Origin of the sequence: Nonomuraea sp. NPDC003709 (genome assembly GCF_040610775.1) — a bacterium.
In the GTDB taxonomy this organism is placed as follows: domain Bacteria; phylum Actinomycetota; class Actinomycetes; order Streptosporangiales; family Streptosporangiaceae; genus Nonomuraea; species Nonomuraea angiospora_A.
Genome location: NZ_JBEXMW010000020.1, coordinates 1 through 22,254 on the forward strand (window position 1 = coordinate 1; position 22,254 = coordinate 22,254).

At 72.2% G+C, this 22,254-nt stretch carries 27 protein-coding genes and 1 pseudogene; 14 read left to right on the plus strand and 14 right to left on the minus strand.

Translation table 11 applies throughout. The annotated features are described in order from the left end of the window. The 4 genes from ABZX61_RS45005 to ABZX61_RS45020 all read left to right on the plus strand — a co-directional run. Positions 1–147 (plus strand): aldehyde dehydrogenase family protein (locus tag ABZX61_RS45005; RefSeq protein ID WP_355199946.1); only part of this gene is annotated, 147 nt, incomplete at its 5' end. Further along, on the plus strand, positions 137–334 hold the full coding sequence (locus tag ABZX61_RS45010; protein ID WP_185070165.1) for a hypothetical protein: 198 nt from the start codon (positions 137–139) through the stop codon (positions 332–334). The genes ABZX61_RS45005 and ABZX61_RS45010, both read left to right, overlap by 11 nt. After that, positions 327–1,172, plus strand: coding sequence for an aldehyde dehydrogenase family protein (locus ABZX61_RS45015; protein ID WP_350741827.1), 846 nt, complete (start codon positions 327–329; stop codon positions 1,170–1,172). Before ABZX61_RS45010 ends, ABZX61_RS45015 begins: the two co-directional genes overlap by 8 nt. A 13-nt stretch (positions 1,173–1,185) precedes the next feature. Further along, on the plus strand, positions 1,186–2,004 hold the full coding sequence (locus tag ABZX61_RS45020; RefSeq protein ID WP_355203998.1) for a helix-turn-helix transcriptional regulator: 819 nt from the start codon (positions 1,186–1,188) through the stop codon (positions 2,002–2,004). On the opposite strand, the gene ABZX61_RS45025 is transcribed toward ABZX61_RS45020, so the two are convergent. Both ABZX61_RS45025 and ABZX61_RS45030 read right to left on the minus strand, forming a co-directional pair. Next, complete coding sequence (locus ABZX61_RS45025; protein ID WP_355204001.1) at positions 1,979–3,316, minus strand: MFS transporter; 1,338 nt, start codon at positions 3,314–3,316, stop codon at positions 1,979–1,981. The two genes, ABZX61_RS45020 and ABZX61_RS45025, sit on opposite strands and share 26 nt — an antisense overlap. 144 nt (positions 3,317–3,460) lie before the next feature. Continuing rightward, the gene (locus tag ABZX61_RS45030; RefSeq protein ID WP_355204004.1) at positions 3,461–4,903 is read right to left on the minus strand and encodes an amidase; all 1,443 of its coding nucleotides are present in this window, start codon (positions 4,901–4,903) and stop codon (positions 3,461–3,463) included. A 47-nt stretch (positions 4,904–4,950) separates the two neighbouring features. On the opposite strand from ABZX61_RS45030, the gene ABZX61_RS45035 reads away from it, so the two are divergent. Further along, on the plus strand, positions 4,951–6,144 hold the full coding sequence (locus ABZX61_RS45035; RefSeq protein ID WP_355204007.1) for a pyridoxal-phosphate dependent enzyme: 1,194 nt from the start codon (positions 4,951–4,953) through the stop codon (positions 6,142–6,144). Here ABZX61_RS45035 and ABZX61_RS45040 read toward each other — a convergent pair. Genes ABZX61_RS45040 through ABZX61_RS45050 form a run of 3 tightly spaced genes read right to left on the minus strand, consistent with a single transcriptional unit; the run spans position 6,118 to position 9,508 of the window. Further along, positions 6,118–6,771, minus strand: coding sequence for a hypothetical protein (locus ABZX61_RS45040; protein WP_355204010.1), 654 nt, complete (start codon positions 6,769–6,771; stop codon positions 6,118–6,120). The two genes, ABZX61_RS45035 and ABZX61_RS45040, sit on opposite strands and share 27 nt — an antisense overlap. Further along, a complete protein-coding gene (gene hrpB, locus ABZX61_RS45045) occupies positions 6,768–9,152 on the minus strand; it encodes an ATP-dependent helicase HrpB (RefSeq protein WP_355204013.1) in 2,385 nt (794 codons plus the stop codon). The genes ABZX61_RS45040 and hrpB overlap by 4 nt, the downstream gene beginning before the upstream one ends. Continuing rightward, the gene (locus tag ABZX61_RS45050) at positions 9,152–9,508 is read right to left on the minus strand and encodes a helix-turn-helix transcriptional regulator (protein WP_350741841.1); all 357 of its coding nucleotides are present in this window, start codon (positions 9,506–9,508) and stop codon (positions 9,152–9,154) included. The genes hrpB and ABZX61_RS45050 overlap by 1 nt, the downstream gene beginning before the upstream one ends. A gap of 87 nt (positions 9,509–9,595) precedes the next feature. Here ABZX61_RS45050 and ABZX61_RS45055 point away from each other — a divergent pair, with 87 nt between their 5' ends. From ABZX61_RS45055 to ABZX61_RS45065, 3 genes are all read left to right on the plus strand, one after another. Further along, complete coding sequence (locus ABZX61_RS45055; protein WP_355204017.1) at positions 9,596–10,744, plus strand: MFS transporter; 1,149 nt, start codon at positions 9,596–9,598, stop codon at positions 10,742–10,744. Between the two features lie 25 nt (positions 10,745–10,769). Beyond that, positions 10,770–11,147, plus strand: a complete 378-nt coding sequence (locus ABZX61_RS45060) for a hypothetical protein (RefSeq protein WP_355204020.1) — start codon at positions 10,770–10,772, stop codon at positions 11,145–11,147. An 80-nt stretch (positions 11,148–11,227) separates the two neighbouring features. Then, complete coding sequence (locus ABZX61_RS45065) at positions 11,228–11,902, plus strand: hypothetical protein (protein WP_350741847.1); 675 nt, start codon at positions 11,228–11,230, stop codon at positions 11,900–11,902. Here ABZX61_RS45065 and ABZX61_RS45070 read toward each other — a convergent pair. Both ABZX61_RS45070 and ABZX61_RS45075 read right to left on the minus strand, forming a co-directional pair. Continuing rightward, positions 11,894–12,724 carry an undecaprenyl-diphosphate phosphatase gene (locus ABZX61_RS45070; RefSeq protein WP_350741849.1) on the minus strand — a complete coding sequence of 277 codons (831 nt, stop codon included), beginning with the start codon at positions 12,722–12,724 and terminating at the stop codon, positions 11,894–11,896. The genes ABZX61_RS45065 and ABZX61_RS45070 overlap by 9 nt on opposite strands. Before the next feature lie 124 nt (positions 12,725–12,848). After that, complete coding sequence (locus ABZX61_RS45075) at positions 12,849–13,652, minus strand: NmrA family transcriptional regulator (RefSeq protein ID WP_355204023.1); 804 nt, start codon at positions 13,650–13,652, stop codon at positions 12,849–12,851. 75 nt (positions 13,653–13,727) lie between these two features. On the opposite strand from ABZX61_RS45075, the gene ABZX61_RS45080 reads away from it, so the two are divergent. From ABZX61_RS45080 to ABZX61_RS45090, 3 genes are all read left to right on the plus strand, one after another. Continuing rightward, a complete protein-coding gene (locus tag ABZX61_RS45080) occupies positions 13,728–14,645 on the plus strand; it encodes an AraC family transcriptional regulator (protein ID WP_355204026.1) in 918 nt (305 codons plus the stop codon). Beyond that, positions 14,642–15,148: an HAD domain-containing protein gene (locus ABZX61_RS45085; protein ID WP_355204029.1), complete on the plus strand. Its 507-nt coding sequence runs from the start codon at positions 14,642–14,644 to the stop codon at positions 15,146–15,148. The genes ABZX61_RS45080 and ABZX61_RS45085 overlap by 4 nt, the downstream gene beginning before the upstream one ends. Positions 15,149–15,210: 62 nt before the next feature. Then, positions 15,211–15,405, plus strand: a complete 195-nt coding sequence (locus ABZX61_RS45090) for a PspC domain-containing protein (protein ID WP_350741857.1) — start codon at positions 15,211–15,213, stop codon at positions 15,403–15,405. A 64-nt stretch (positions 15,406–15,469) separates the two neighbouring features. Here the strand turns inward: ABZX61_RS45090 and ABZX61_RS45095 are convergent, their stop codons facing one another. After that, the gene (locus tag ABZX61_RS45095) at positions 15,470–16,045 is read right to left on the minus strand and encodes a hypothetical protein (protein ID WP_355204032.1); all 576 of its coding nucleotides are present in this window, start codon (positions 16,043–16,045) and stop codon (positions 15,470–15,472) included. Next, complete coding sequence (locus ABZX61_RS45100; protein ID WP_355204035.1) at positions 16,042–16,593, minus strand: sigma-70 family RNA polymerase sigma factor; 552 nt, start codon at positions 16,591–16,593, stop codon at positions 16,042–16,044. The genes ABZX61_RS45095 and ABZX61_RS45100 overlap by 4 nt, the downstream gene beginning before the upstream one ends. Before the next feature lie 127 nt (positions 16,594–16,720). Between ABZX61_RS45100 and lipB the strand changes: the two genes are divergently transcribed. Then, complete coding sequence (gene lipB, locus ABZX61_RS45105) at positions 16,721–17,356, plus strand: lipoyl(octanoyl) transferase LipB (RefSeq protein ID WP_355204038.1); 636 nt, start codon at positions 16,721–16,723, stop codon at positions 17,354–17,356. Positions 17,357–17,364: 8 nt separating this feature from the next. Here the strand turns inward: lipB and ABZX61_RS45110 are convergent, their stop codons facing one another. From ABZX61_RS45110 to ABZX61_RS45125, 4 genes are all read right to left on the minus strand, one after another. Beyond that, positions 17,365–17,754: a type II toxin-antitoxin system VapC family toxin gene (locus tag ABZX61_RS45110; protein WP_350741865.1), complete on the minus strand. Its 390-nt coding sequence runs from the start codon at positions 17,752–17,754 to the stop codon at positions 17,365–17,367. Next, positions 17,751–17,978, minus strand: coding sequence for an antitoxin (locus ABZX61_RS45115; protein ID WP_185070191.1), 228 nt, complete (start codon positions 17,976–17,978; stop codon positions 17,751–17,753). Before ABZX61_RS45115 ends, ABZX61_RS45110 begins: the two co-directional genes overlap by 4 nt. A 64-nt stretch (positions 17,979–18,042) precedes the next feature. Beyond that, positions 18,043–19,572, minus strand: a complete 1,530-nt coding sequence (locus ABZX61_RS45120) for an amino acid permease (RefSeq protein WP_355204042.1) — start codon at positions 19,570–19,572, stop codon at positions 18,043–18,045. A 98-nt stretch (positions 19,573–19,670) separates the two neighbouring features. After that, positions 19,671–20,585, minus strand: a complete 915-nt coding sequence (locus ABZX61_RS45125; RefSeq protein WP_355204045.1) for a zinc-binding dehydrogenase — start codon at positions 20,583–20,585, stop codon at positions 19,671–19,673. A gap of 99 nt (positions 20,586–20,684) precedes the next feature. Here ABZX61_RS45125 and ABZX61_RS45130 point away from each other — a divergent pair, with 99 nt between their 5' ends. After that, positions 20,685–21,269 carry a helix-turn-helix domain-containing protein gene (locus ABZX61_RS45130; protein ID WP_355204048.1) on the plus strand — a complete coding sequence of 195 codons (585 nt, stop codon included), beginning with the start codon at positions 20,685–20,687 and terminating at the stop codon, positions 21,267–21,269. Here the strand turns inward: ABZX61_RS45130 and ABZX61_RS45135 are convergent. Beyond that, positions 21,247–21,792: a type 1 glutamine amidotransferase domain-containing protein gene (locus tag ABZX61_RS45135; protein ID WP_350741872.1), complete on the minus strand. Its 546-nt coding sequence runs from the start codon at positions 21,790–21,792 to the stop codon at positions 21,247–21,249. The genes ABZX61_RS45130 and ABZX61_RS45135 overlap by 23 nt on opposite strands. A gap of 119 nt (positions 21,793–21,911) precedes the next feature. Between ABZX61_RS45135 and ABZX61_RS45140 the strand changes: the two are divergent. After that, positions 21,912–22,115: pseudogene (locus ABZX61_RS45140) on the plus strand (copper ion binding protein); the annotation flags it as partial. Positions 22,116–22,254: the final 139 nt, after the last annotated feature.

Consider the following 22,254-nt stretch of genomic DNA (forward strand, 5'->3'; position numbering starts at 1 on the left):
TGGATGGCTGACCGGTTGCGGGCGGGGGTGGTGTGGGCCAACACGTTCAACAAGTTCGATCCGGCCTCGCCGTTCGGCGGTTACAAGGAGTCCGGTTACGGCCGCGAAGGCGGTCTGCACGGATTGGAGGCCTACCTTGACGTGTGAGCATCGCCGTCCCCGCCGCGCCAGGCGGCGGGCACAGGCCACCAGGGGTCACGCCTTCGCCAGGGCCGGGCGGCCCGTACGCACCGGCTGGTACGCCCACCGCTGCGGCGTGAGCCGGTGCGGCCAGGTCTTCGTGCCGGTCCAGATGTCGCAGGAGTCCACGTGGAGGGGGCGGGGCGATGAGTAGGTTGTCCGTCAGAAAGACCTACAAGCTGTTCATCGGAGGGGCGTTCCCGCGCTCGGAGAGTGGGAGGTCCTACCCCGTGACCTCGGCCAAGGGCGAATTCCTCGGCAACGCGTCCCGCGCCTCGCGCAAGGACGCCCGCGACGCCGTGGTGGCCGCCCGCAAGGCGTTCCCCGGCTGGTCGGGCGCCACCGCCTACAACCGGGGGCAGATCCTCTACCGGGTCGCCGAGATGCTGGAGGGGCGGCGCGCGCAGTTCGCCGAGGAGGTCGGCGGCGGCAAGAAGGCGGCGCTGGAGCAGGTGGACGCCGCGATCGACCGGCTCGTCTGGTACGCGGGGTGGTCCGACAAGATCGCCGCCGTGCACGGCGCGGCCAACCCGGTCGCGGGCCCGTACTTCAACCTGTCCTCGCCCGAGCCGACCGGCGTGGTGGCCGTGATCGCGCCCGCCGATCCGCTGCTCGGGCTGGTGTCGGTGGTCGCGCCCGTGATCGTGACCGGCAACACGTGCGTCGTCGTGGCGTCCGAGCGCACGCCGCTCGCGTCGATCACGCTGGCGGAGGTCCTGGCCACGTCCGACCTGCCCGGGGGCGTGGTGAACGTCCTCACCGGGCACCAGGCCGAGCTGGCGCCCTGGCTGGCGGCGCACATGGACGTCAACGGGCTCGACCTGACCGGGGTCGAGGACGCCGACCTGGCGCTGAGCTGCGAGCAGGCGGCGGCGGAGAACCTCAAGCGCGTCCTGCGACCCTCCCGGCAGGACTGGGCGGCCGACCCGGGGACCGGCCGGATGACGCGGTTCCTGGAGACCAAGACCGTCTGGCATCCGGTCGGGATCTGAGCATGGCACATCGATGAGTCTCGGTGAATTCCTCCGGGCCCGGCGCGCGCGGCTCAAGCCGCAGGACGTCGGGCTCGGGCCGGGGGTGCGGCACCGGCGCGTGGCCGGGCTGCGCAGGGAGGAGCTGGCGCCGCTGGCGGGCCTGAGCGTCGGCTACTACACCCGGCTGGAGCAGGGACAGAGCCCGAACGTCTCCGACGAGGTGCTCGACGCGCTCGCCCGCGCGCTGCGGCTGGACGACGACGAGCGGGCCCACCTGCACCGCCTGGCCCGCGCCGTCCGGTCCCGCCCGCCGGTCGGGCCTGAGCTGCTCAGGCCCGGGATCAGGCGCATGGTCGAGTCGTTCACGGAGGTGCCGGCCTGGGCGGTGGGCCGGCGCGCCGACGTGCTGGCCTGGAACCGGCTCGCGCACGCGCTGTTCACCCCGCACCTGGACTTCGACGCGCCGGAGCGCGAGCCGCGCCCCAACTTCGCCCGCATGGACTTCCTCGACCCCCGCTCCCGCGAGTTCTACGTCGACTGGGAGAGCAAGGCCCTGGACGACATCGCGTACCTGCAGGTGTCGCTCGGCAAGTTCCCCGGCGACGAGGGGCTGCGCGCGCTGGTGGACGAGCTGACGGCCGGGAGCGCCGAGTTCAGGGCCATGTGGACGCGGCATCCGGTGAGCAACTGCGCCTCCATCTCGCGCGGCTACCGCCACCCCGAGCTCGGCGTCGTCACGCTCACCGCCGAGCTGCTGCGTACGCCCGACGACGAGGGGCAGGGCGTGGTGCTCTTCCAGCCGGAGCCCGGCTCGGAGGAGCCGCTCAGACGCCTGCTGTGGCAGGGGTAGCGCGGCGCAGCAGCAGGGCGCCCCCGGCCGCCCCGAGCAGGGCGACCGCCCCCGCCACCGCGAACGCCGCGTGCAGGCCCGTCAGCAGCTCGGCGTACGCCGACGCGACGGCGGTCAGCCCGGCCACCCCGATCGCCCCGACGAACGTGGGCATCTGCGCGAGGCTGCCCGCCACCCCCTGGTCGGCCGGGTCGAGCCCGGACGTGATCGTCGTGATCGCGGCCACCACGGTCAGCACGTGACCGAACCCCATCGCCGCCGAGGTGGCCAGCAGCACCCCCAGCCCTCCCGAGGCGGGCAGGAACACCATCGTCGCCGTCCCCACGGCCTGCGCGGTCAGGCCGGCCGCCACGGTCGCGGGGGCGCCGTACGCGCCGATCAGCCGGGCCGCCAGACCGCCCGCGACCAGGGCGGCCACGCCCTCGCCGAGGAACCCGAGCCCCGTCCGCAGCGCGGACCAGCCGAGCACGTCCTGCATGTAGATGCTCAGCAGCAGCGTCGCCCCGCCGCACATGCCGAACGTCACCAGCGCCACCGCCATCCCCCACTTCACCGTGGGCCGGCGCAGCAGCCGTAGTGGCACCAGCGGGGCGGCGTGCCTGGCCTCGACCGCGAGGAACGCCCCCAGCAGCAGCACGGCCGCCGCTACGCCGACCCACGTGAGCGTAGAAATACCGTAGACCAGGGCGAACAGCCCGCCGCTCGCCAGCACGGCCCCCGGCACGTCCAGCCGGACGGCGCTCCCGCCGGAGTCGCCGGGGAGCACGGTGAGCGCGCCCACCAGCACGACCACGCCGATCCCCACCAGGATGAGCATGGTCCAGCGCCAGCTCAGCCCGCTGGTGACCAGGCCGCCGCCGATGGTCCCGGCCACGAAGCCGAGCGAGAGCAGCGCCCCGTTGACGCCCATCGCCCTCGTACGCTTCGGGCCCTCGGCGAAGGCCGTGGTCATGAGGGCCAGCGCGGTCGGGCCGATCATGGCCGCCGCCACGCCCTGCCCGGCCCTGGCGCCGACCAGCACCCCGGGCACCGGGGCCAGGGCCGCCAGCAGGGAGAACCCGGTGAACGCCGTCACGCCGGCCGCGAACAGCCTGCGCCGCCCCACCACGTCCGACACCCGCCCGAACAGCGGCATCAACGCGGCCGTCGGCAGCAGGCAGGCCGTCACCACCCACTGCAGGTCGCCCCGCGTGGCGAAACCCAGATCGCGGCCGAGCTCGGGGAGCGCGACCGTGATGATCGAATAATCCAGACCTGTCATGAACGTCGCGCCGCACAGCGTGACGAGCACGAGCCATTCACGTGTGTTCATGCGGACCAGGCTGCGGCACGGCCCGCACGCCGGCCAGCGCCCCGCTGGAGGTACACCTGTCAGGTGCACCCTCAGCGGCTCGAAACATCGGCTCGAAACAGCGGCTCGAAACGGCGGCTCGAAACAGCGGCTCGAAACAGTGGCTCAGAACGCGAAGCCGGGCGGCCTGACCGGGGGATGGGCGGCCTGGAGCTGGGCGGCCAGGCCGAGCAGGTGGGGTTCGCCGCCGGGTGGGGCGACGATCTGGACGCCGATGGGCAGCGCGGTGGAGTGCGTGGCCAGGGGGACCGTGATGGCGGGCCAGCCGCACATGTTCCAGGGGCCGGTGGCGGGGGCGTACCTGATGTTGGCCAGCGCGTTGCGGACGAAGCCGCGCTCGCCCCAGCGCTCGGCCTTCGGCGGGACGGTGGCCAGTGCGGGCGTGATCAGCACGTCGGCGTCCCCGAACCACTGGTCGGCCCCGTAGCCGCTCCAGCGCTCCCGGCCGCGCACGCCGTCGAGCTTGAGCGCGCCGAGCACCCGGCCCGCGCGGGCCAGCCCGCGGGTGCGGCGTTCGAGCCGGCGCCGGTCCAGGCCGTCGGCCGACGCGGCGGCCCTGGTGAGCCAGGTGGCGATCGTGGCGGGGCCGAGCCAGGCGGGCAGCTTGGCGCGGTGCTCGACCACCGTGTGCCCGGCCTGGCGCAGCGTCTCCGCCGCCCCGCGCACCGCGGCCTGGAACTCCCTGTCGACAGGCAGGCCGACGGGGAGCGGCTGGGGCGCGTACGCCACCCGCAGGTCGAACGGCTCGGGGCTGTCCTGGGGCGGCTGCGGCTCCCAGATCTCGTCGTCGTCCGCCCAGACCGAGCGCAGCATGGGTGGCCGTGGCTCGATCCGGCGGCCGCCGCGCCAGGACTCGGCCAGCGCCGGGTCGGCGGCCAGTACGGACAGCGCCAGCGCCAGGTCGGACGCGGTCGTCGCCAGGGGGCCGTTCTCCGTCAGCCCGTCCCAGCGGTCGGTCGGCGGGGGCACGAGCCCGGTGCCGGGCTTGACGGCCAGCACGCCGCAGCAGGCGGCCGGGATGCGCAGCGAACCCATGCCGTCGTTGCCCAGCGCCAGCGGCACCATGCCCGCCGCCACGGCCGCCGCGCTGCCCGCCGACGACCCGCCGGCCGTCCTGGCCGGGTTCCAGGGATTGCGGACGATGCCGTACGCGCTGTCGCCGAGCGCGACGAGCCCCAGCTCGGGCAGGTTCGTCAGGCCGACGACCACCGCCCCCGCGGCCCGCAGGCGCGCCACCGTCACGTGGTCCTCCGGCGCGGGCGCGTCCGCCGTGACCGCGGACCCGCCGCGGGTGGCCTCGCCCGCGACCTCCAGGTTGTCCTTGATCGCCACGGGCACGCCGGCCAGCGGCAGGTCCGCCAGGTCGCGCCGTTTCTGCACGGCCTGCGCCTCCTCCACGGCCCGCTCTCTGATCCGCCGGAACGCCCCTACTTTGGAATCCCGCTCCGAGATGGCGTGAAGGTGCTCCTCGACGACGGTCGTGGCCGTGACGTCCCCACGCCGGACGGCCGTCGCGATCTCTACAGCGGACCTGCCTGCCCACAACATGACTAGAGTCTGCATCCTGGCCGCGCGGCTCGATAGGGTCGATGCACGTGAACGGACCCTCCCTTGCCCTCCGCCAGCGCTCGCTGGGTGACCCCGCGACCGAGTTCCCGCTGTTCCCGCCGCTGACGCGGGGCTGTCCCAGGACCAGCACGGACGAGATCGCCTATCCGCTGGAGATCACGTACGACTACGGGCGGGTGGATCCGCGCCTGTTCGAGCAGGAGCCGGGCACGGACCTCGCGCGCTGGTCGCCACTGCTGCCGCCGCTGGAGGCGCCCACGCTGGGAGAGGGCGGGACGCCGCTGGTGGAGTTCGACGGGATCTACGTCAAGGACGAGTCCCGCAACCCGACCTGGTCGCACAAGGACCGCCTCAACCGGGTCGCGGTCAGCGCCGCCGTCGCCTCGGGCGCGCCCGGCGTGGTCGTGGCCTCGTCCGGCAACCACGGGGCCTCGGCCGCCGCCTACGCCGCCCGAGCAGGGCTGCCCGCCATCGTGCTGACCTCGGCGGACTCGCCGCCCGCCGTGCAGGCGTTCGTGCGCGCGTACGGGGCCAAGGTCGTCTCCGTGCCCGCCGAGGCACGCTGGCCGCTGCTGCGCGCGGTCGTCGACCGGCTCGGCTACCACCCGGTCAGCAACCAGACGGTGACGCACACCGGGCACCCGTTCGGGCCCGAGGGCTACAAGACGATCGCCTACGAGTTGTTCCTGCAGCTTGGAGGCGTGCCCGCGGCCGTCTTCACCCCCACCGGGTACGCCGAGCTGCTCTACGGGATGTGGAAGGGGTTCGTGGAGCTGCGGCTGCTGGGGCTGACCGAGGCCGTGCCGCGGATGTTCTCCTGCGAGACGGCGGCCGGCGGGCCCCACGCGCGGGCGCTGGCCACCGGCGCTCCGGCCGCGATCGTCGAGCTCCGCGAGCTGGGGGCCAGCGACGCGTACGGCATCGCCGGGCCGGTCGGCGGGCACCGCGGGGTGGTGGCCGTGCGCGACAGCGGCGGCGAGGCCCTGCTCGTGACCGACGAGGAGCTGCGGGCGGCACAGCGGGACCTGGCCGGGCAGGGGCTGTGGCAGGAGCTGTCGGGCGCGGCCGGGCTCGCGGGACACCGGAAGCTGCGGCGGGACTTCGACGGGCCCGTCGTGTGCGTGGCCACGTCGAGCGGGTTCAAGGACGTGGGGGTGGGGGCCGAGCGGTTCCCGGTGCTGGAGAACCCGACCCTAGACGATCTTGCTCCAGACGCGTAGGGGGCCGATCGCGGTGAAGCCGTGCCGCAGGGCGTCCGTCGGGTCGATCTCCCAGCCGACCATAGGCCGGCCGGGGAACAGGTCGGCCGCCACGGCCAGGGTGCCCTCCCACGCGGCGTCGCCGAACACGTTGGAGACGCCCACGACCCGCTCGCGCGGGGTGAGCACGGAGCCGCAGACGACGGCACCCTCTCTCGTGCCGCTCAGGATCGTGACCTCGTCGAGGAGCGCGGGCAGGAAGAGGCCGTCGATCTCGCCGTCGAAGCACGCCCGCTCCCAGTCGCGCAGCGCGGCGGCGTCGCTCACCGCCTCCAGGGCGATCGCGGGCTCGCGCCGCCCGGGTGGCTCACGGTAGATCCATTGCCCCTCGAACAGCACCTCGAAGCCCGGCAGGTCGAGCGTGGCGAAGCTGTCCTTGACCGACGCCCCCGGGCCCGCGTCGATGCGGCCGAGCACGTCGGCCGCCGTCGCGTCGGGCGAGAGCGTCACCGCGTCCGGGTAGAAGGGCGGGGTCCTGGCGGGGTTGGTCCAGGCCCGGTCCGCGAACGCGCCGGGCGTGCCGTGCGCGCGGCACATCGCGTCGCACCACTCGGCGTTGTCGCGGGCGGCGGCTGCCACGCTGGTCATGCTCGTCTCTCCTTGGCGCGGCGGGTGGGAGGCGCGGTCAGCGGGTCCTCCGGCCAGGGGTGCCTGGGGTAACGACCGCGGAGCTCCGCGCGTACCGAACGGTAGCCCTCGCGCCAGAACGACGCCAGGTCCGCGGTGACGGCCACCGGGCGGCCCGCCGGGGAGAGCAGGTGCACCAGGACGGGCACGCCGGAGATCTCGGGCGTCTTCTGCCAGCCGAACAGCTCCTGCAGCTTCACCGCCAGCACCGGCCGGTCGCCCGAGTAGTCGACGCGGATGTGGGAGCCGCTGGGGACCTCGATGCGTTCGGGAGCCGCCCGCTCCAGGCGCTCGCTCCAGGGGATCAGGCGTTTCAGCGCCGCGGCCACGTCGATGCGCTCCAGGTCGGTCCGGCGGCGGGCCCTGGACAGCTCGGGTTCCAGCCACTGGTCGGCCAGGTCGATGAGCGCGTCCGTGGAGGGCCAGGGGGCGCCGATGGCGCGGTGGCAGAAGGCCAGGCGATCCCGTAGGTCCTTGGCCTGTTTCGTCCAGGTCAGGACGTCGGGCTCCGTGCGCAGGCCGTACAGGACGGCCTCGCGGACGTCGGCGTCCTTGAGCGGGGCGGCGGACAGCTCGATCGCGCCCAGACGCTCGACCCTGCGGGCGAGCACGTCGCCGCGACGCTCGCCCGGAGGGACGTGCCAGGCGATCTCGTCCTGGGTGGTGGTGGGGTGAGCCAGCCTGGCGGTCGCCTCGTCGATCTCCACGGCCTGCCTGATGCGGGCCGAGGCCGAGCCCGACTGCCGGTCGGCGACGGCGATGGCCAGCCACTCGGCGGTGTGCAGCCTGGACCCCTCCGGGAGCTGGGCCTGCGTGCCGGAGGCCATGAGGTAGCCGCCGCCCCGCCTGCGCGCCACCCGCTCGGGGAACGCCAGCGCCACCGCCGTCCCGGCCGGCGCATCGCCGGGCAGGTCCGGGCGGCCCGTGCCGGCGGTCCGCTGGAGGCGCCTGGTCTCCTGGCGCCAGCGGGCGGCGAAGCCGGTGCCGCCCCGGCGGGCCGCGCGCCAGACCTCCACCAGGTCGTCGCCGGCGTCGCGCGGCAGCTGCTCCGACAGCAGGGCCACCACCTCGGCCGCGCTCGGGCCGAGGTCGAGCAGGGCCCTGGCCAGGCGGGGATGCACGCCCGCGAGCGCCATCCGGCGCCCGCGCTCCGTCACCCGCGAGGCCGGGTCAAGCGCGCCCAGCGCCTCCAGGGTGCGGCCGGCGGCGGACATCGCGGCGGGCGGCGGCGGGTCCAGCAGCGCCAGGCCCGACGCGTCGGGCGCGCCCCAGCAGGCCGCCTGCAACGCGAACCCCGTCAGGTCCGCGAGCGCGATCTCCGGCCGCGCGTGGTCGGCGAGGCGGTCGTGGTCGGCCGCCGACCAGCAGCGGTAGACCGTGCCTTGCGCCTCGCGCCCCGCCCGGCCCGCGCGCTGGCCGGCCGACGCCTTCGAGACCCTGACCGTGGTGAGGGAGCCCAGGCCGCGGGCGTGGTCGGTACGGGGCTCGCGGGCCAGGCCGGAGTCGACCACCACCCGGACGCCGGGGACGGTCAGGCTCGACTCGGCGACCGACGTGGCCAGCACCACCCGGCGGGCCGGGCCCGGCGCGAGCACGGCGTCCTGGACGTGGGCCGGGGCCTGCCCGTGCACCTGGAGCACCGCCACGCCGTCCAGCATCCCGGCGACCCTGGCGATCTCGGCCACGCCGGGCAGGAAGCACAGCACGTCGCCGTCCCGCTCCGCCAGCGCCCTGCGGACCACCGAGGCCACGTGGGACAGCAGCGCGGGGTCGACGCGGAGGCCGTGCGGCGGGGCGACCGGGCGGGCAGGCGGGGCCCACACCGTTTCGACGGGGTACGCGGCGCCGGTGGCCGCGACGATCGGGCCGCCGATCAGCCGGGACCACGGCTCGGCGTCGGCGGTCGCCGAGGTGGCCAGCAGGCGCAGGTCGGGCCGGAGCGTGTCGCGTACGTCCAGGAGGAACGCCAGGGAGGTGTCAGCGTCCAGGTGCCGCTCGTGGCACTCGTCGAGCACGACCGCGTCCACCCCGGCGAGCTCCTGGTCCCGCTGGAGGCGCTGGAGCAGGACGCCGGTGGTGACGACCTCGACCATCGGGTTCGCGCCCGTGTGGCGCTCGCCCCTGATCGTGTAGCTCACGCCCATCCGCCTGGCCGCCGCGCGCACGGCCAGCCGCCGCGGCTCGGCGACCAGCACCCGCATGCCCGCCTCGGCCAGGGCCAGGGGCACGACCGTCGTCTTGCCCGTGCCGGGCGGGGCCGTGAGCACCGCGCTGCCGTGCCGGTCGAGCGCGGCGAGCAGGTCGGGCAGGACGTGCCGGATGGGCAGCGAGTCGTGGCGCATCAACGCGGGGCGGGGACGTCGGCGCTCGGGATCAGGGCAGGGCTCGGGATCCCGGCGGCGGAGAGGACGGAGTCGAGCAGGCCGGGGAAGCGGGACTCGAGGTCGTCGCGGCGCAGGCTCATGAACTTCAGCCGTCCCTCCTGCTTGGTGATGACCACGCCCGCCTCGCGCAGCGTCCGGTAGTGGTGCGAGGCCGTCGACTTGTGCACGCCCAGGTCGTCGCCCGCCTCGCCGCAGTTCATCACGCCGCTGAGGGCGAGCCGGACGACGATCTCCAGGCGGACGGGGTCGGACAGCGCCCGCAGGACCTCCGTGAGCTCGATGTCCTCCGTTGCCGGGTGAGGTAGCAGGCGCATGGTCAAACCCTACCTTCGTTCTATTGTTTGACAACAATCCAACTATAGGTCAGTTTGATGCATGTCCAACTTTCTTCTGGAGGCCCCATGACTTCGCGGCTCTACCCGCTTGCTGCCGGAAATTTCGCCATCGGTACGGGCATGTTCGTGACCGCCGGGCTCTTACCGCCCATCTCGAAGGAACTGGGGATCTCGTCCTCCGCGGCGGGGCAGCTCATGACCGTCTTCGCATTGGCGTACGCGGTGCTGTCGCCCGTCCTCGCCGCCCTGACCGCCCGGCTGTCGCGTAGGACCGTGCTGCTGGTGGCCCTCGGCGTGTTCGTGCTGGGCAACGTCCTGACCGCGCTGGCTCCGACGTACCCGCTGGTCATGGCCACCCGGGTGGTCGCGGCGGCGGGGGCGGCGATGTTCACGCCGACCGCGTCCGGCGTGGCGAACGCGCTGACCGAGCCCGAGCGGCGCGGCCGGGCGCTCGCGCTGGTGATGGGTGGGATGACGGTCGCGAACGCGATCGGCGTGCCCCTGGGCACCTGGCTGGGCTCGGTCTCGGGCTGGCGGTCCACGCTGTGGATGGTGGCGGGGCTGGGCGTGATCGGGTTCGCCTGGGTCGCGACGGTGGTGCCGGTGGTCAGGATCCCGACGTCGGGGCGGCTGCGGGAGCGTCTCGCGCCGCTGGGTGACCGGCAGGTGCTGGCGGTGCTGGTGACGCAGCTGCTGATGTTCGCGGCGGCGTTCACCGCGTACACCTACATCGGGTCGCTGATCGACCTGCCGCTGCCCGCCGTGCTGTGGGCGTGGGGGATCGGCGGCATCGTGGGCAACCAGCTCGGCGGGCGCTTCACCGACCTGTACGGGCCGCGCAGGATGGTGCTGCTCGCCCTGGGCGCGAGCACCCTGTTCCTGGCCCTCATCCCCGTCGCGAACCTGGCCCTGCCCGTCGCCCTCGTATGGGCGTTCCTGTGGGGCGCGCTCGGGTGGCTGGTGGCCCCCGCCCAGCAGTTCAGGACCGTCTCCGTGGTGCCCGGCAACGTGCCGATCGGCCTGGGGCTGCTGTCGTCGGCCCAGTACGTGGGCCTGTTCCTGGCCGGGCTGGCCGGCGGCGCGACGCTCGACTGGTACGGCAGGACGGGCGTGACCGTGCTGGCCACCGCGTTCGGGCTGGTGGCGCTGCTGTTCACGCTGGCCACCTACCGCCCGCAGGCGGTCTCCCCGAAGGAGGGCGTGTCCGTCGGGTAGCGCGCCGTCGGCCAGAATGGTGATCATGTCCGAAGACATCGACCCCCGGAACGAGCCCGCGCCCTTCGGGGCCGTGGTGCTCCTGACGGCCGCCTCGGCGGTGGCGGTCATGGGGCTCACCGCGTTGCTGTCCCAGCCGCCCGGGCTGAAGTTCCTGCTGTTCGGCCCGATCGCCCTCGTCGTGTTCGAGGTGGTGGTCCACGAGGTGTGGTGGCAGCGGTGGTGGGGTGCGATCCCCGGCGCGGTGGCGGGCCTGGCGCTCTACTTCGAGGGCCGCGCCGCGCTGGGCGACCTCGTCGGCGACGCCTGGGCCCACCCCGTCGCGTACGTCGCCGCCTGGACCCTCTTCGCCGTCGTCTTCGCCCTCTGCAGCCGCTACCCCCGGACCCTCCGGCCGACGTGATCTTCTCCACCGCGTAGGGGACGCCGGATCGGTCCGCAGGCGGACGACGGGCGGCGGGCGCGGCGCCTACCGTCGGCGGCATGTTGAACGACCAGGTGACCTTTCGGCGCATCGCGGCGGGCGTACTGCTCATCGTGGCCCCGCTGCTCCAGGCCGTCGCCGTCGTCGTCGATCCAGGCACCTGGGGCGACGACCGGGAGGCGGTCAGCTACGGCGCGAACCCCGCGCTGGCCCAGACCGAGTCCGCGCTCTACCACTGGAGCTGGATGCTCATGGCCGTGGCCGCGCTCGGCCTGGCCCATCTCACCCGGCGCAAGGCCACGCGGCTCGGCCACGTGGCGGCGGGTATGACGGTGATCGGCTATCTCTCGACGTCCGCGCTGCTCATGATGGACCCCGTGGAGTGGTGGCTGGGGCAGCACCACCCGCCGGAGGAGGCCCAGCGGATCCTCGACGAGATGCTGAACCTGCCCGGGGTCATCATCGGCTTCCAGATGCCGTGGATCTTCTTCGCCGTCCTCGGCCTGCCGCTGCTGACCGCGGCCGTGTGGCGGGCGGGCTTCGTCGGCTGGTGGGTGCCGCTGCTCGTCTTCGTCGGCTACGTCGTCTCGTTCCCCGTCCCGTACGGGCCCCTGACCGTGGTGTTCTGGATCCTGCCCGTCGTCGCCCTCGGCTGGACCGGGTTGAAGATCCTGCGCATGGGCGACGAGGCGTGGGCGGCGTACTATCCGGCTCCGGCCCTCGTGTCAGCCTAGGGCCGGGATCCAGCCCGCGGTGACCGCGAGGATGAGGAAGAAGCCCAGGACGATCCGGTAGATCACGAAGCCGGTGAAGCGGTGGGTGCTGATGTAACGCAGGAACCAGGCCACGGCCAGGTATCCGACGACGAACGAGATGACCGTGGCGAGGATCGTCGGCCCCCACTCGGGGGCCGGGCCCTTGCCGATCTCGCGCAGCTCGAAGACGCCCGAGCCCAGCACGGCGGGGATGGCCAGCAGGAACGAGTATTTGGCGGCGTCCTCGCGGCGGTAGTCGAGCAGCAGGCCGGCGGTCGTGGTGCCGCCCGAGCGGGACACGCCGGGGATCAGGGCGAGCGCCTGGGCGAAGCCGTACACGATGGCGTGGGGGAAGCTGAGGTGCTTCTCCAGCGTGAGCTTGTTGCGGGCGGTGCGGTCGGCGAACCAGAGGAGGAGGGCGAAGACGATCAGCGTGGTGCCCACCAGGCGCAGGTCGCGGAAGACGGTCTCGATCTGGTCCTTGAACGTCACGCCGAGCACCACGATCGGCAGCGAGCCGACGATGATGTACCACCCCATGCGGGCGGCCCAGTGACCGCGCAGGTCCTTGTTGAACAGGGATCTGGTCCAGGTGGAGATGATCTCCCAGATCTCCTTGCGGAAATAGATCAGCACGGCCAGCTCGGTGCCGATCTGGATGACGGCGGTGAACGCCGCCCCTGGGTCCTGCCAGCCGGCGATGGCGGAGACCACCCGGATGTGGGCGCTGGAGGAGATCGGCAGGAACTCCGTGAGCCCCTGGACCAACCCCAGAACCACCGCTTCTAGCCAGCCGATCACGACGACAACCTTCCGAGAACGCGGGAGTGACGAGGGTGAGGCTAGCGGATGCCGGGGCCGGTGGGTTGCTCGCGTCGCGTACAGAGTCCCGTACGGACACGAGGAGCACCGGCCCCGTGAGATCTCAGAGGCGCTGCCACATCGCGGCGGCGGCCTCGGCGTAGTCGGTGAAGTCGCGGGCCGGGCGGCCGAGCGCCTGCCGCACGCCGTCCGCCACCGAGGCGTTGCGGCCGTCCAGGATGCCGGTGAACAGCGCGGCCAGGCCCGCGGCCTCCTCCTCGGGCACGCCGTTCTTGACGGCCGCGGTCACGTACTCCTCCGGCGTCACCCGCGCGAACGAGATCTCCCTGCCGGTGGCCCTGGACAGTTCCTCGGTCGCCTGCGCGAACGTCAGCAGCCGCGGCCCGGTGAGCTCGTAGAGCCGGCCCGCGTGGCCGTCCCGGCTGAGCGCGGCGGCGGCCACGTCCGCGATGTCGTTCACGTCCACGAACGGCTCGGGGACGTCGGCGACCGGCAGCGCGATGACGCCTTCGAGCACCTGGTCGTAGAAGAAGCCCTCGCTGAAGTTCTGCATGAACCAGCTGCAGCGGACGATCGTCCACTCGGCCCCGGACTCCCGCACGGTCCGCTCGCTGGCCTCCGCCTCCGGCTCGCCGCGCCCGGACAGCAGGACCAGCCGCCGCACGCCGCCGCTCACGGCCAGCTCCGTGAATGCCTTGACGTCCTCGTACGCGCCGGGGAAGGCCAGATCGGGGACATAGGCGAGATAGACGGCCGTCGCGCCGTCGAGGGCCGTCGGCCACGTGGAGCGGTCCTGCCAGTCGAAGAGGGGGCGGGACCCGATCCGCACGGGCAGGCCGAGAGCGTTGAGGCGGTCAACCACACGGCGGCCGGTCTTGCCCGTGCCGCCCAGAACCAGAATCGTCATATATCTAGTAAGCCGCCATACCCATAAGACTCTCCATGGTTGAGAAGCGCAATGGCATATGCGATCGTCTAACCCATGGACCAGCTGGCGGCGCTACTGGACGGCCCGCGGGCCCGTGGCGCCTTCCTGCTCCGCTCGATCCTGGATCCGCCCTGGTCGATGCGCATCCAGGACGAGGCCCCGCTGTCGTTGATCGCGCAGGTGCGCGGGGAGTCGTGGATCGCGTTCGACTCGGGCGAGCCCGTGCGCCTGTCGCCGGGGGAGGTCGCGATCGCCCGGGGGCCGCGGCCGTACACGGTGGCCTCGGAGCCCGGCCTCAAGCCGCAGGTCGTCATCCTCCCCGGCCAGGAGTGCCGCACGATCGACGGCGAGTCGCCCTACGACACCATGTCCATGGGCGTGCGCACGTGGGGGAACGACCCGTCAGGGGGCACCGTGCTGCTCACCGGCACGTACAACCTGGAGGGCGAGGTCAGCAGGCGGCTGCTGGACGCGCTGCCGCAGCTGCTCGTCCAGCCGGGAGACCCGATCATCTCGCTGCTCGGCGCCGAGATCGTCAAGGACGAGCCGGGCCAGGAGGCGGTCCTCGACCGGCTGCTCGACCTGCTGCTCATCGCGGTGCTGCGCTCGTGGTTCGCCACTCACGCGAACGAGGCGCCCGCCTGGTACCGCGCGATGGGCGACGCGGTGGTGGGCCGGGCCATGCGCCTGCTGCAGAACAACCCGGCGCACCCGTGGACGGTCGCCGCGCTGGCCACCGAGGTGGGCGTGTCCAGAGCGTCGCTGGCCAGGCGCTTCACCGAGCTGGTCGGCGAGCCGCCGATGTCCTTCCTCACGGACTGGCGCCTGGCGCTGGCCGCCGACCTGCTGCGGGAGCCGAACGCGACGATCGGCTCGGTGGCCAGGAAGGTGGGGTACGGGAGCCCGTTCGCGCTCAGCGCGGCCTTCAAGCGGGTACGCGGCGTCAGCCCGCAGGAGTACCGGGCCGGATGAAACCACTGCTGCTGCTGGACGTGGACGGCGTGCTCAACCTGATGGGCCGGCCCACTCCGGACTTCCGGCGCTACCGGTGCACGATCGACGGCGAGGTCTACACCGTGCACCTCAACCCGCGCCACGGCCGCAGGCTCCTCGACCTGGCCCTGGCGACCGGCTCCGAGCTGGTCTGGGCGACGACGTGGGAGCACCACGCCAACGACTGGATCGCTCCCAGGATCGGCCTGCCCTCGCTGCCCGTGATCCCCGTGGACCCGAACGTGGTCTCGGAGCGCGGGGAGATGTTCAAGACGCAGCACGTGGCCCGCTATGTGGGCCGGCGGCCGTTCGTCTGGTTCGACGACCAGGTGTGGGCGGAGGACGAGGAGTATCTCAGGGTGCATCAGGGTCTGGCTGACTTCCTGCTCATCCACGTGGACCCGGCACGGGGACTGACCAGCCGACATCTGGGCATGGCACATGAGTGGCTGACCCTTACAGGGTTTTCTCAGGGTTCCTGACGGGAGTCCGTCGGCCTGTCCGTCCGTTGAACAGGTAGGTCGTCACACACGGAGGAAACATCATGTACCGCTCACGAGAGCACAGGATTCTGGCCGGCGTCTGCGGCGGTCTCGCCGACAAGATGGGCCTGCCGCCCACTCTCGTCCGGATCCTGTGGCTCCTGCTGTCGCTCATCCCCGGGCCGCTGTGGGTCGTCTACGTCGTCATGTGGATCCTCATCCCGGAGGAGCCGAGGGGCTACCGTTCGGCGGCGTGACGTCCGCGACAGGCGCCGGTGGGCCGCCCGCCGTGGATCGGCGGACGGCCGGCTCGACCGGTCGCTAGTCACCCATGGGCGGCTGCCCCGCTGAGGAGCCGCCCGGGTCGTCGATCACCGTGCAGGGCTTGACCTGGCCGGTGATCACCTGAGCCTTGAGCTTCCAGTACGGCTTCTCGGCGAACTCCAGCACCAGGGTCTGGCCCGCGCCGACGTACTGGGGACTGATGTCCACCCCGGAGGTCCGGGGGCGGGCGGCTTTGTAGGAGACGGACCGGCGCCACTCCTCAGGGGTGGTGGCCTCGCCTCCGACCGGTTCGCCTCTGCCCGGGGCGCACGTCGTCCTGGGCTTGAGATAGGTGACGTCGGCGGTCACGCCCGCCGCCTTCAGGTCCTGCTCCAGCTTGCCGGCGTCGCCGAACTCCTTGATCTCGACCCGGATCGTGCCGTCGTCCTGCTTGGTCACGGCGTACGCGGGCGTCTCCGCCCCGGCCAGCAGGGGTACCGTGATCGCCGCCGCGGCGGCCAGCCCGGCCACCGCGCCCCCGGCGAGCAGCCGGCGGGTGACGCGGCGACGCCGTTCGGTCCGCGCGCCGATCTCCGCTTTCAGATCCATCAGCAGTTGCTCCTCGAATCTCATCGTGGTGCTCCATCCATGACGAAGGGCAGGTTCCGGAGCGTCCGGCGTGCGCGGTGCAGGCGTACCTTGGCGGTCCCGGGCCGGATGCCGAGGGCGTGCGCCGCTTCGGTGACCGTGAGCTGGTCGATGGCGACCAGCTCCAGTACGGCGCGTTCCCCCTCGGGCAGGCCGGCCATGGCCTCGAAGGCCCGCCGGGCGTGCCGCTCCGCGTCGATGCGCTCTTCGAGCCGGGCGACGTCGTCGGTGTCCAACGGCCTCCGCCCGCTCACCCGGTCGGTCAGCCGGTACTGCTTGTACGCCCGCCGCCGCTCGGCCGAGATCGTCTTGCGCGCCACGCCGTACAGCCAGGCGATCTCGGTGCCGAGGTCGGCGCGGTAGGTGTGGGCCGAGTCCAGCACCGCCACGAAGACCTCGGCGACCAGATCCGCGACGGTGTGCGGATCCTCGACGCGGCGGGCGAGGAACCGGGTGACCGCGTCGACGTGCCGCCGGTAGAAGGCCTCGAATGCCACGGGGTCCGTGGCGATCTTCGCCTGTTTGAGACGCACCGGCCAAGCTCCCTTCGTCGGTTCACGCCCCTGCTTGGTGAGAAACCGGAAAAGGGTTACAAGACCACACCTTCTGGCGGTCCGGGCCGCGTGCGCCGATGCCCGGGATGCCGCTTATCCTCGAAGGATGAGGGCAAGGCCGCTGACACTCGTCCAGGACGATCTCGTCGACTACGACGCCGCGATGGAGCGTATGACCGACCTCGTCGGGCAGCGCCAGCGGGACGAGCGGCCGGACGCGCTGTGGCTGCTCAGCCACCCGTCGGTCTACACGATCGGGCGCCGCACGCCGATGGCCCACCTACCGGCCCCCGAGCGCGGCATCCCCGTCATGGAGACCGGGCGCGGCGGCCAGCTCACCTACCACGGGCCGGGCCAGCTCGTCGGCTACCTGATCGTCAAGCTCGCCGAGGACCAGGGCATCGTCGACTACGTGCGCGAGGTGGAGCTGCGGCTGGTGGAGGCGCTGGGCAAGCTCGGGCTGCCCGCCGAGCGCCGCGACACGCCGCCGGGCTCGGAGCTGCTGACCGGCGTCTGGACCGCCGAGACCGGCCGCAAGATCATCTCGATCGGGATGCGGCAGAGCCGGGGCGTCACGAGCCACGGGTTCGCGCTCAACGTCGACGGCGACCTGGAGCCGTGGAACTGGGCGGTCGCCTGCGGCATGCCCGACGTGGACATGACCTCGCTCAAGCGCGAGCTCGGCACGGCCTCGATGGCCGAGGTCCGCGCGGCCGTGGCCACCGCCTTCGAAGCCTCCTGAGCGCTCCTTCAGCCGCGCGGAAAGACCCGCACGTCGGCATCATGTCCGCCACCGTCGAGTTTGCCGTCGCAGGTGTAGAGCGGGGCCTCGAGCGCTTCGGCGAGTGCGAGATAGGAAGCGTCGTAGGACGTGTAGTTGTGCCGCAGCTCCCAGATGCGCTCCGCGATGCCCTTGATCTCGTAGCGGGCGATCTTCAGCGCGAGATAATCGGCTCGCGCCTGCTCCGCCGCGGCCGTGCCGAGCTTGCCGCCGAGCGAGAGACCCCGCAGGGTCGAGAGAACCTCGACATCGAGCAGGTGAGGGGCGTGGATACTCGCCTGGAGGGCGTCGATGAGCTCGGCATCCGCCGCACGTCCCGCCAATGCCTCGACCATCGCGGACGAGTCGATGACGATCATCGTCTGCCCTCGTGGACGGCGTCGAGGATGTCGGCGGTGGACGGCCCTTGGGATCGATCCCGAGACTTGAGCCGCTTGACGATTTCGGCATTGGTCGGCCTGGCGGCGATGTCTGCCAACTCCCTCGCGACGTAAGCCGAAAGAGACATGCCTGCCTCGGCCGCGCGCTCCTTCAACGACTCGGCTACGGGTTCGGGGACATCGCGAATGTAGAGCGTTGCCATAGAGGAATGCTAGCAGTTTGCAAGCAGGCGGGTACGGCCGCGGTGGCCGTACCCGCGGGCCGGGTCAGGAGATCGGGACCTCGTCGACCGTGCGGCGGGGGCCGGTGAACCAGTGCTTGGCCGACAGCGCCCACCACAGGGCGATGCCGACCAGCACCACCCCGACCGCGATCGGGGCGTAGTTGACCGAGGTCCAGTCGAAGGCCTTGTTGCCGGGCACCCCGGCGGGCGAGATCGGCATGATGAAGTAGATCGACACGACGACGATCTCGACGCAGGCGATCCAGCAGAGCACCTTGTACTTGCGGCCGAGCGTCCACGGGCCCGGCTTGAAGGCGTCGCCCGCGCGGAGCCGGAGCCAGATCGGGATGAGGAAGGCCAGGTAGAGGCCGACGACCGCGATCGACACGACGGCCAGGAACGCGACCGGCGTGGTCAGCCCGGGAGGCGCGTAGAGGGCGGGCAGGGTGATCAGGGCGGCCACGACGCAGCCTCCGATGATCGCGTTGACCGGGGTGCGGTTGCGGTCCACCTTCGACCACAGCCGCCAGCCGGGCACGCCGCGGTCCCGGGAGAACGCGTACGTCATGCGCGACATCGACGTCACGCAGCTCATCCCGCAGAAGAACTGGCCGATCGTGGAGATCGCGAACACCACGGTGGCCAGCGGAGCTGAGAGCGCGGTCTCGAAGATGGCTCCCACGAAGCCGGACTGCTTGTTGATCTCGTCCACGTTCGTGGCCGCGAACAGGAACGACAGCAGCAGGATCCAGCCGCCGATCGCCGAGTAGAAGATCGACTGCCACAGGCCGCGGGCGGCGGTCCTGGCCGCGCCCTGGGTCTCCTCCGACACGTGCGCGCAGGCGTCGAAGCCGGTGATCGTGTACTGGGTGAGCAGGAAGCCGAGCGGCAGCACGTAGAACCAGAACGACAGCCCGTCGGAGCCGGCGCCGAAGCCGGAGTTGTTGTTCGTGCCGCCGAAGACGAAGCCGAGCGACTGGTGGTGGTCGGGCGCGAAGATCAGGATCCCGACGACGATCGCGGCGCCCGCGACGTGCCACCAGACCGAGATGTTCTGCAGCAGCGAGATGAGCTTGTGGCTGTAGATGTTGATCAGCGCGTGGGCCACGAGGATGATCACGAACAGCAGGAACGCCTGTGGCAGCGTGGCCTCCCACGCGCCGTCGGTGAGCAGCTTGAGCGTCATGTTGAGGAACGTGGCGCAGCCGTAGTCCACCGACGCGGTGACGGCGATGAGGCCGATCAGGTTGAGCCAGCCGGTGAACCAGCCGTGGATCGGCTTGCCCAGCGTGGCGGCCCACCAGTAGATGCCGCCCGCCGTCGGGTACGCCGACACCAGCTCCGACATGCAGAAACCGATGATCAGGATGAACGCGGAGATCAGCGGCCAGCCCCAGGAGATGGCGATCGGGCCACCGTAGTTCCAGGCCTGTCCGAAGGTGGTGAAGCAGCCGGCGAGGATGGAGATGATCGAGAAGGAGATGGCGAAGTTGGAGAAACCGCTCCAGGTGCGGGCCAGCTCCTGCTTGTAGCCGAGCTCGGCGAGTCGCCTGGAATCCTCTTCAGTGGTCATTGAGGTCTCCCTGGGGGGCGTGGAGGACGCTCCATTTGGACTACATCTAGACCATTTCTTTGGCGACGACAAGGCGTTACAGGTGGGTTTCGGGCCCGTCAGGGCGTTCGGCCAACCGCCAGGACGATCTTCCCGGTGAGGGAACCACCGAGCTGGGCGGCCTTCGCGTCGTCCAGGTCCTCCCACGAGCCGGCCAGGCCGATTTCGAGGGAGATGTCGTCCGCGGCCACGAGGGCGAGCAGGTGGGCGAGGTCGTCGGCGGGGGCCGTCACGTCGCCGAAGGAGTTGAGCGACCTGGCCCGGCCCAGGGAGAAGGTCGAGTTCGGAGGGAAGACGGCGGGCTGCCCGGAGGCCCAGCCGACGCTCTGGAGGTTGCCACCGGGCTTCAGCAGGGCCCAGGCGGCGACGAGTGCCGGGCCGCCGACCGTCTCGATCACGACGTCGACCGGCTCGACCCCGTCCAGGCCCACCACGATGTCGACGGGAGCTCCGAGGCCGGCCGCGAGTTGCTCGGCGCGTTCCGGTCTGCTGACGGAGGCGATGACGTGGGCTCCGGCGCGCCCGGCCAGCTGCACGGCCAGCCGTCCCACGGCCCCCGACGCCCCGGTCACCAGGACGCGCGAGCCCGGCGCGGGTCCGGCGGCCCGCAGCGAACGCAGCGCCGTGAGGCCGGCCATCGGGAGCGCGGCGGCCCGTACCAGGTCCACCCCGTCGGGGACCACCGCGAGCGAGCCGGTGTCGAACGCCGCCCGCTCGGCCCACGCGCCCGCCCCGAACGCCGCCACCCGCGCCCCCTCGCGCGGTCCCGTGCCGTCCTCGGCGGTGCGCAGGACGACTCCGGCGGCGTCGTAGCCGAGCACGGTGCCCTCCGGCAGGCGGCCCATGTGCCGCAGGTCGCTGAAGTTGACGGACGCGTGACGGACCTCGACGAGCGCCTGCCCGGGCCCCGGCTCGGGTTCCGGCACCTCCGCGAAGCGTCCCTCGGCTCCCGGGCCCGCGACCAACGCACGCATGCTCATTCTCCCCGCTGTCAGGATGCGGACTGTCGGTCCGCTTCGATGGCAGGGATAGTATGAGGACCGACGGTCCGTTTGCAAGAGGAGGTAAGGCCGGTGCGGTCAGACGCGACCCGTAATCGGGAGGCGATCCTGCGGGCCACGGAGGAGCTGCTCGCCGCCCACGGTGCCGAGCACATCTCCCTCGACCGGGTGGCCGCGGCGGCGGGGGTCGGCAAGGGCACGCTGTTCCGGCGCTTCGGCAGCCGTACCGGGCTGTTCCAGGAGCTGCTCGCCGAGCGGGCCGCCGCGCTGGCGCTGGCCATCGAGACGCCCGGCTCCGCGCTCGGGCCCGGCGCGGAGCCCGAGGGCCGGCTGACGGCCTTCCTGGACGAGCTGTGCGAGCTGGCCGAGCGCAACCTGGCGCTCTTCGCCGCGCACGAGCGGGCCTGCGCCGAGGACAAGTACCGCGATCCGACCTACCTGCGCTGGCACGCGCACGTGACGGCCCTGATCGCCGCGGCCCGGCCGGAAGGTGGCCTGGACGCGGAGTTCGCCGCCCACGCGCTGCTGGGCTCCTTCGACGCCGATCTGGCCCGGCACGTCATGGCGGACGGCGGGGTGGCGCGGCTCAAGTCCGCGGTCAGGGGCCTGGCCGAGACCCTGCTCCAGGGTGCGGCTACTCCGCGAACGCGTCGGTAGCGGCCTGGCAGAAGGCCTTGAGGTCGTCCGGCTTGCGGCTGCTGACCAGGGTGTTGGGCCCTGACGTGCAGATCACGACCTCCTGGTCCGCCCACGTCGCCCCCGCGTTGCGCAGGTCGGTCCGCAGGCTCGGCCAGGACGTGATCGTACGGCCGCGCACGACGTCCGCCTCGATCAGCGTCCAGGGCGCGTGGCAGATGGCGGCCACGGGCTTGCCCAGGTCGAAGAAGGCGCGGGCGAACCGGACGGCCCGCGGGTCCATCCGCAGGTAGTCGGGGTTCGCGACGCCGCCAGGGAGCACGAGACCGTCGAACGAGGCCGGGTCGGCGTCCTCCACCGTGTCGTCCACGGCGAACCGGTCGCCTTTGTCCAGATGGTGGAACGCCTGGATCTGGCCCCGCTTGGTGGAGACGAGCCTGGGCGTGCCGCCCGCCTGCTTGACCGCCTTCCACGGCTCCGTGAGCTCCACCTGCTCCACTCCCTCGGGAGCGACGAGGAACGCGATGGTCTTGCCGTCCAACATGGGATCTCCCCCTTGGGTTGAGTGCTTCCCTCTCCCCTTTCCGGGCGCGGCCGTAGTATGCACCTTTACCCCTAGGGGGTATAGTGGCGGCCAAGGATCAAGGAGTGGAGGAGCGAGGCATGACCGTCACGACGTACCAGGTTGAGGGCATGACCTGCGGTCACTGCGTGAGCGCCGTGACCGAGGAGGTCGGTAAGGTCGCGGGCGTGAGCGGGGTCCAGGTGGACCTGGCGGCCAAGGCCGTGACCGTCACGAGCGAGGCGCCGATCGACCGCGTGCTGATCGACGCGGCGGTGGTGGAGGCCGGTTACGAGCTTGCGGGGGCGATCGAGCTGCTGCCGCAGGCGGGGGGTTCGTGCTGCGGCTCCGGCGGCTGCCACTGATCGCCCCGTAGGATGCCTCATCGTCCCCTTGGGGGTGCCGCATCACGGCAGTCCCAAGGGGACTGAAAATTTACACCGC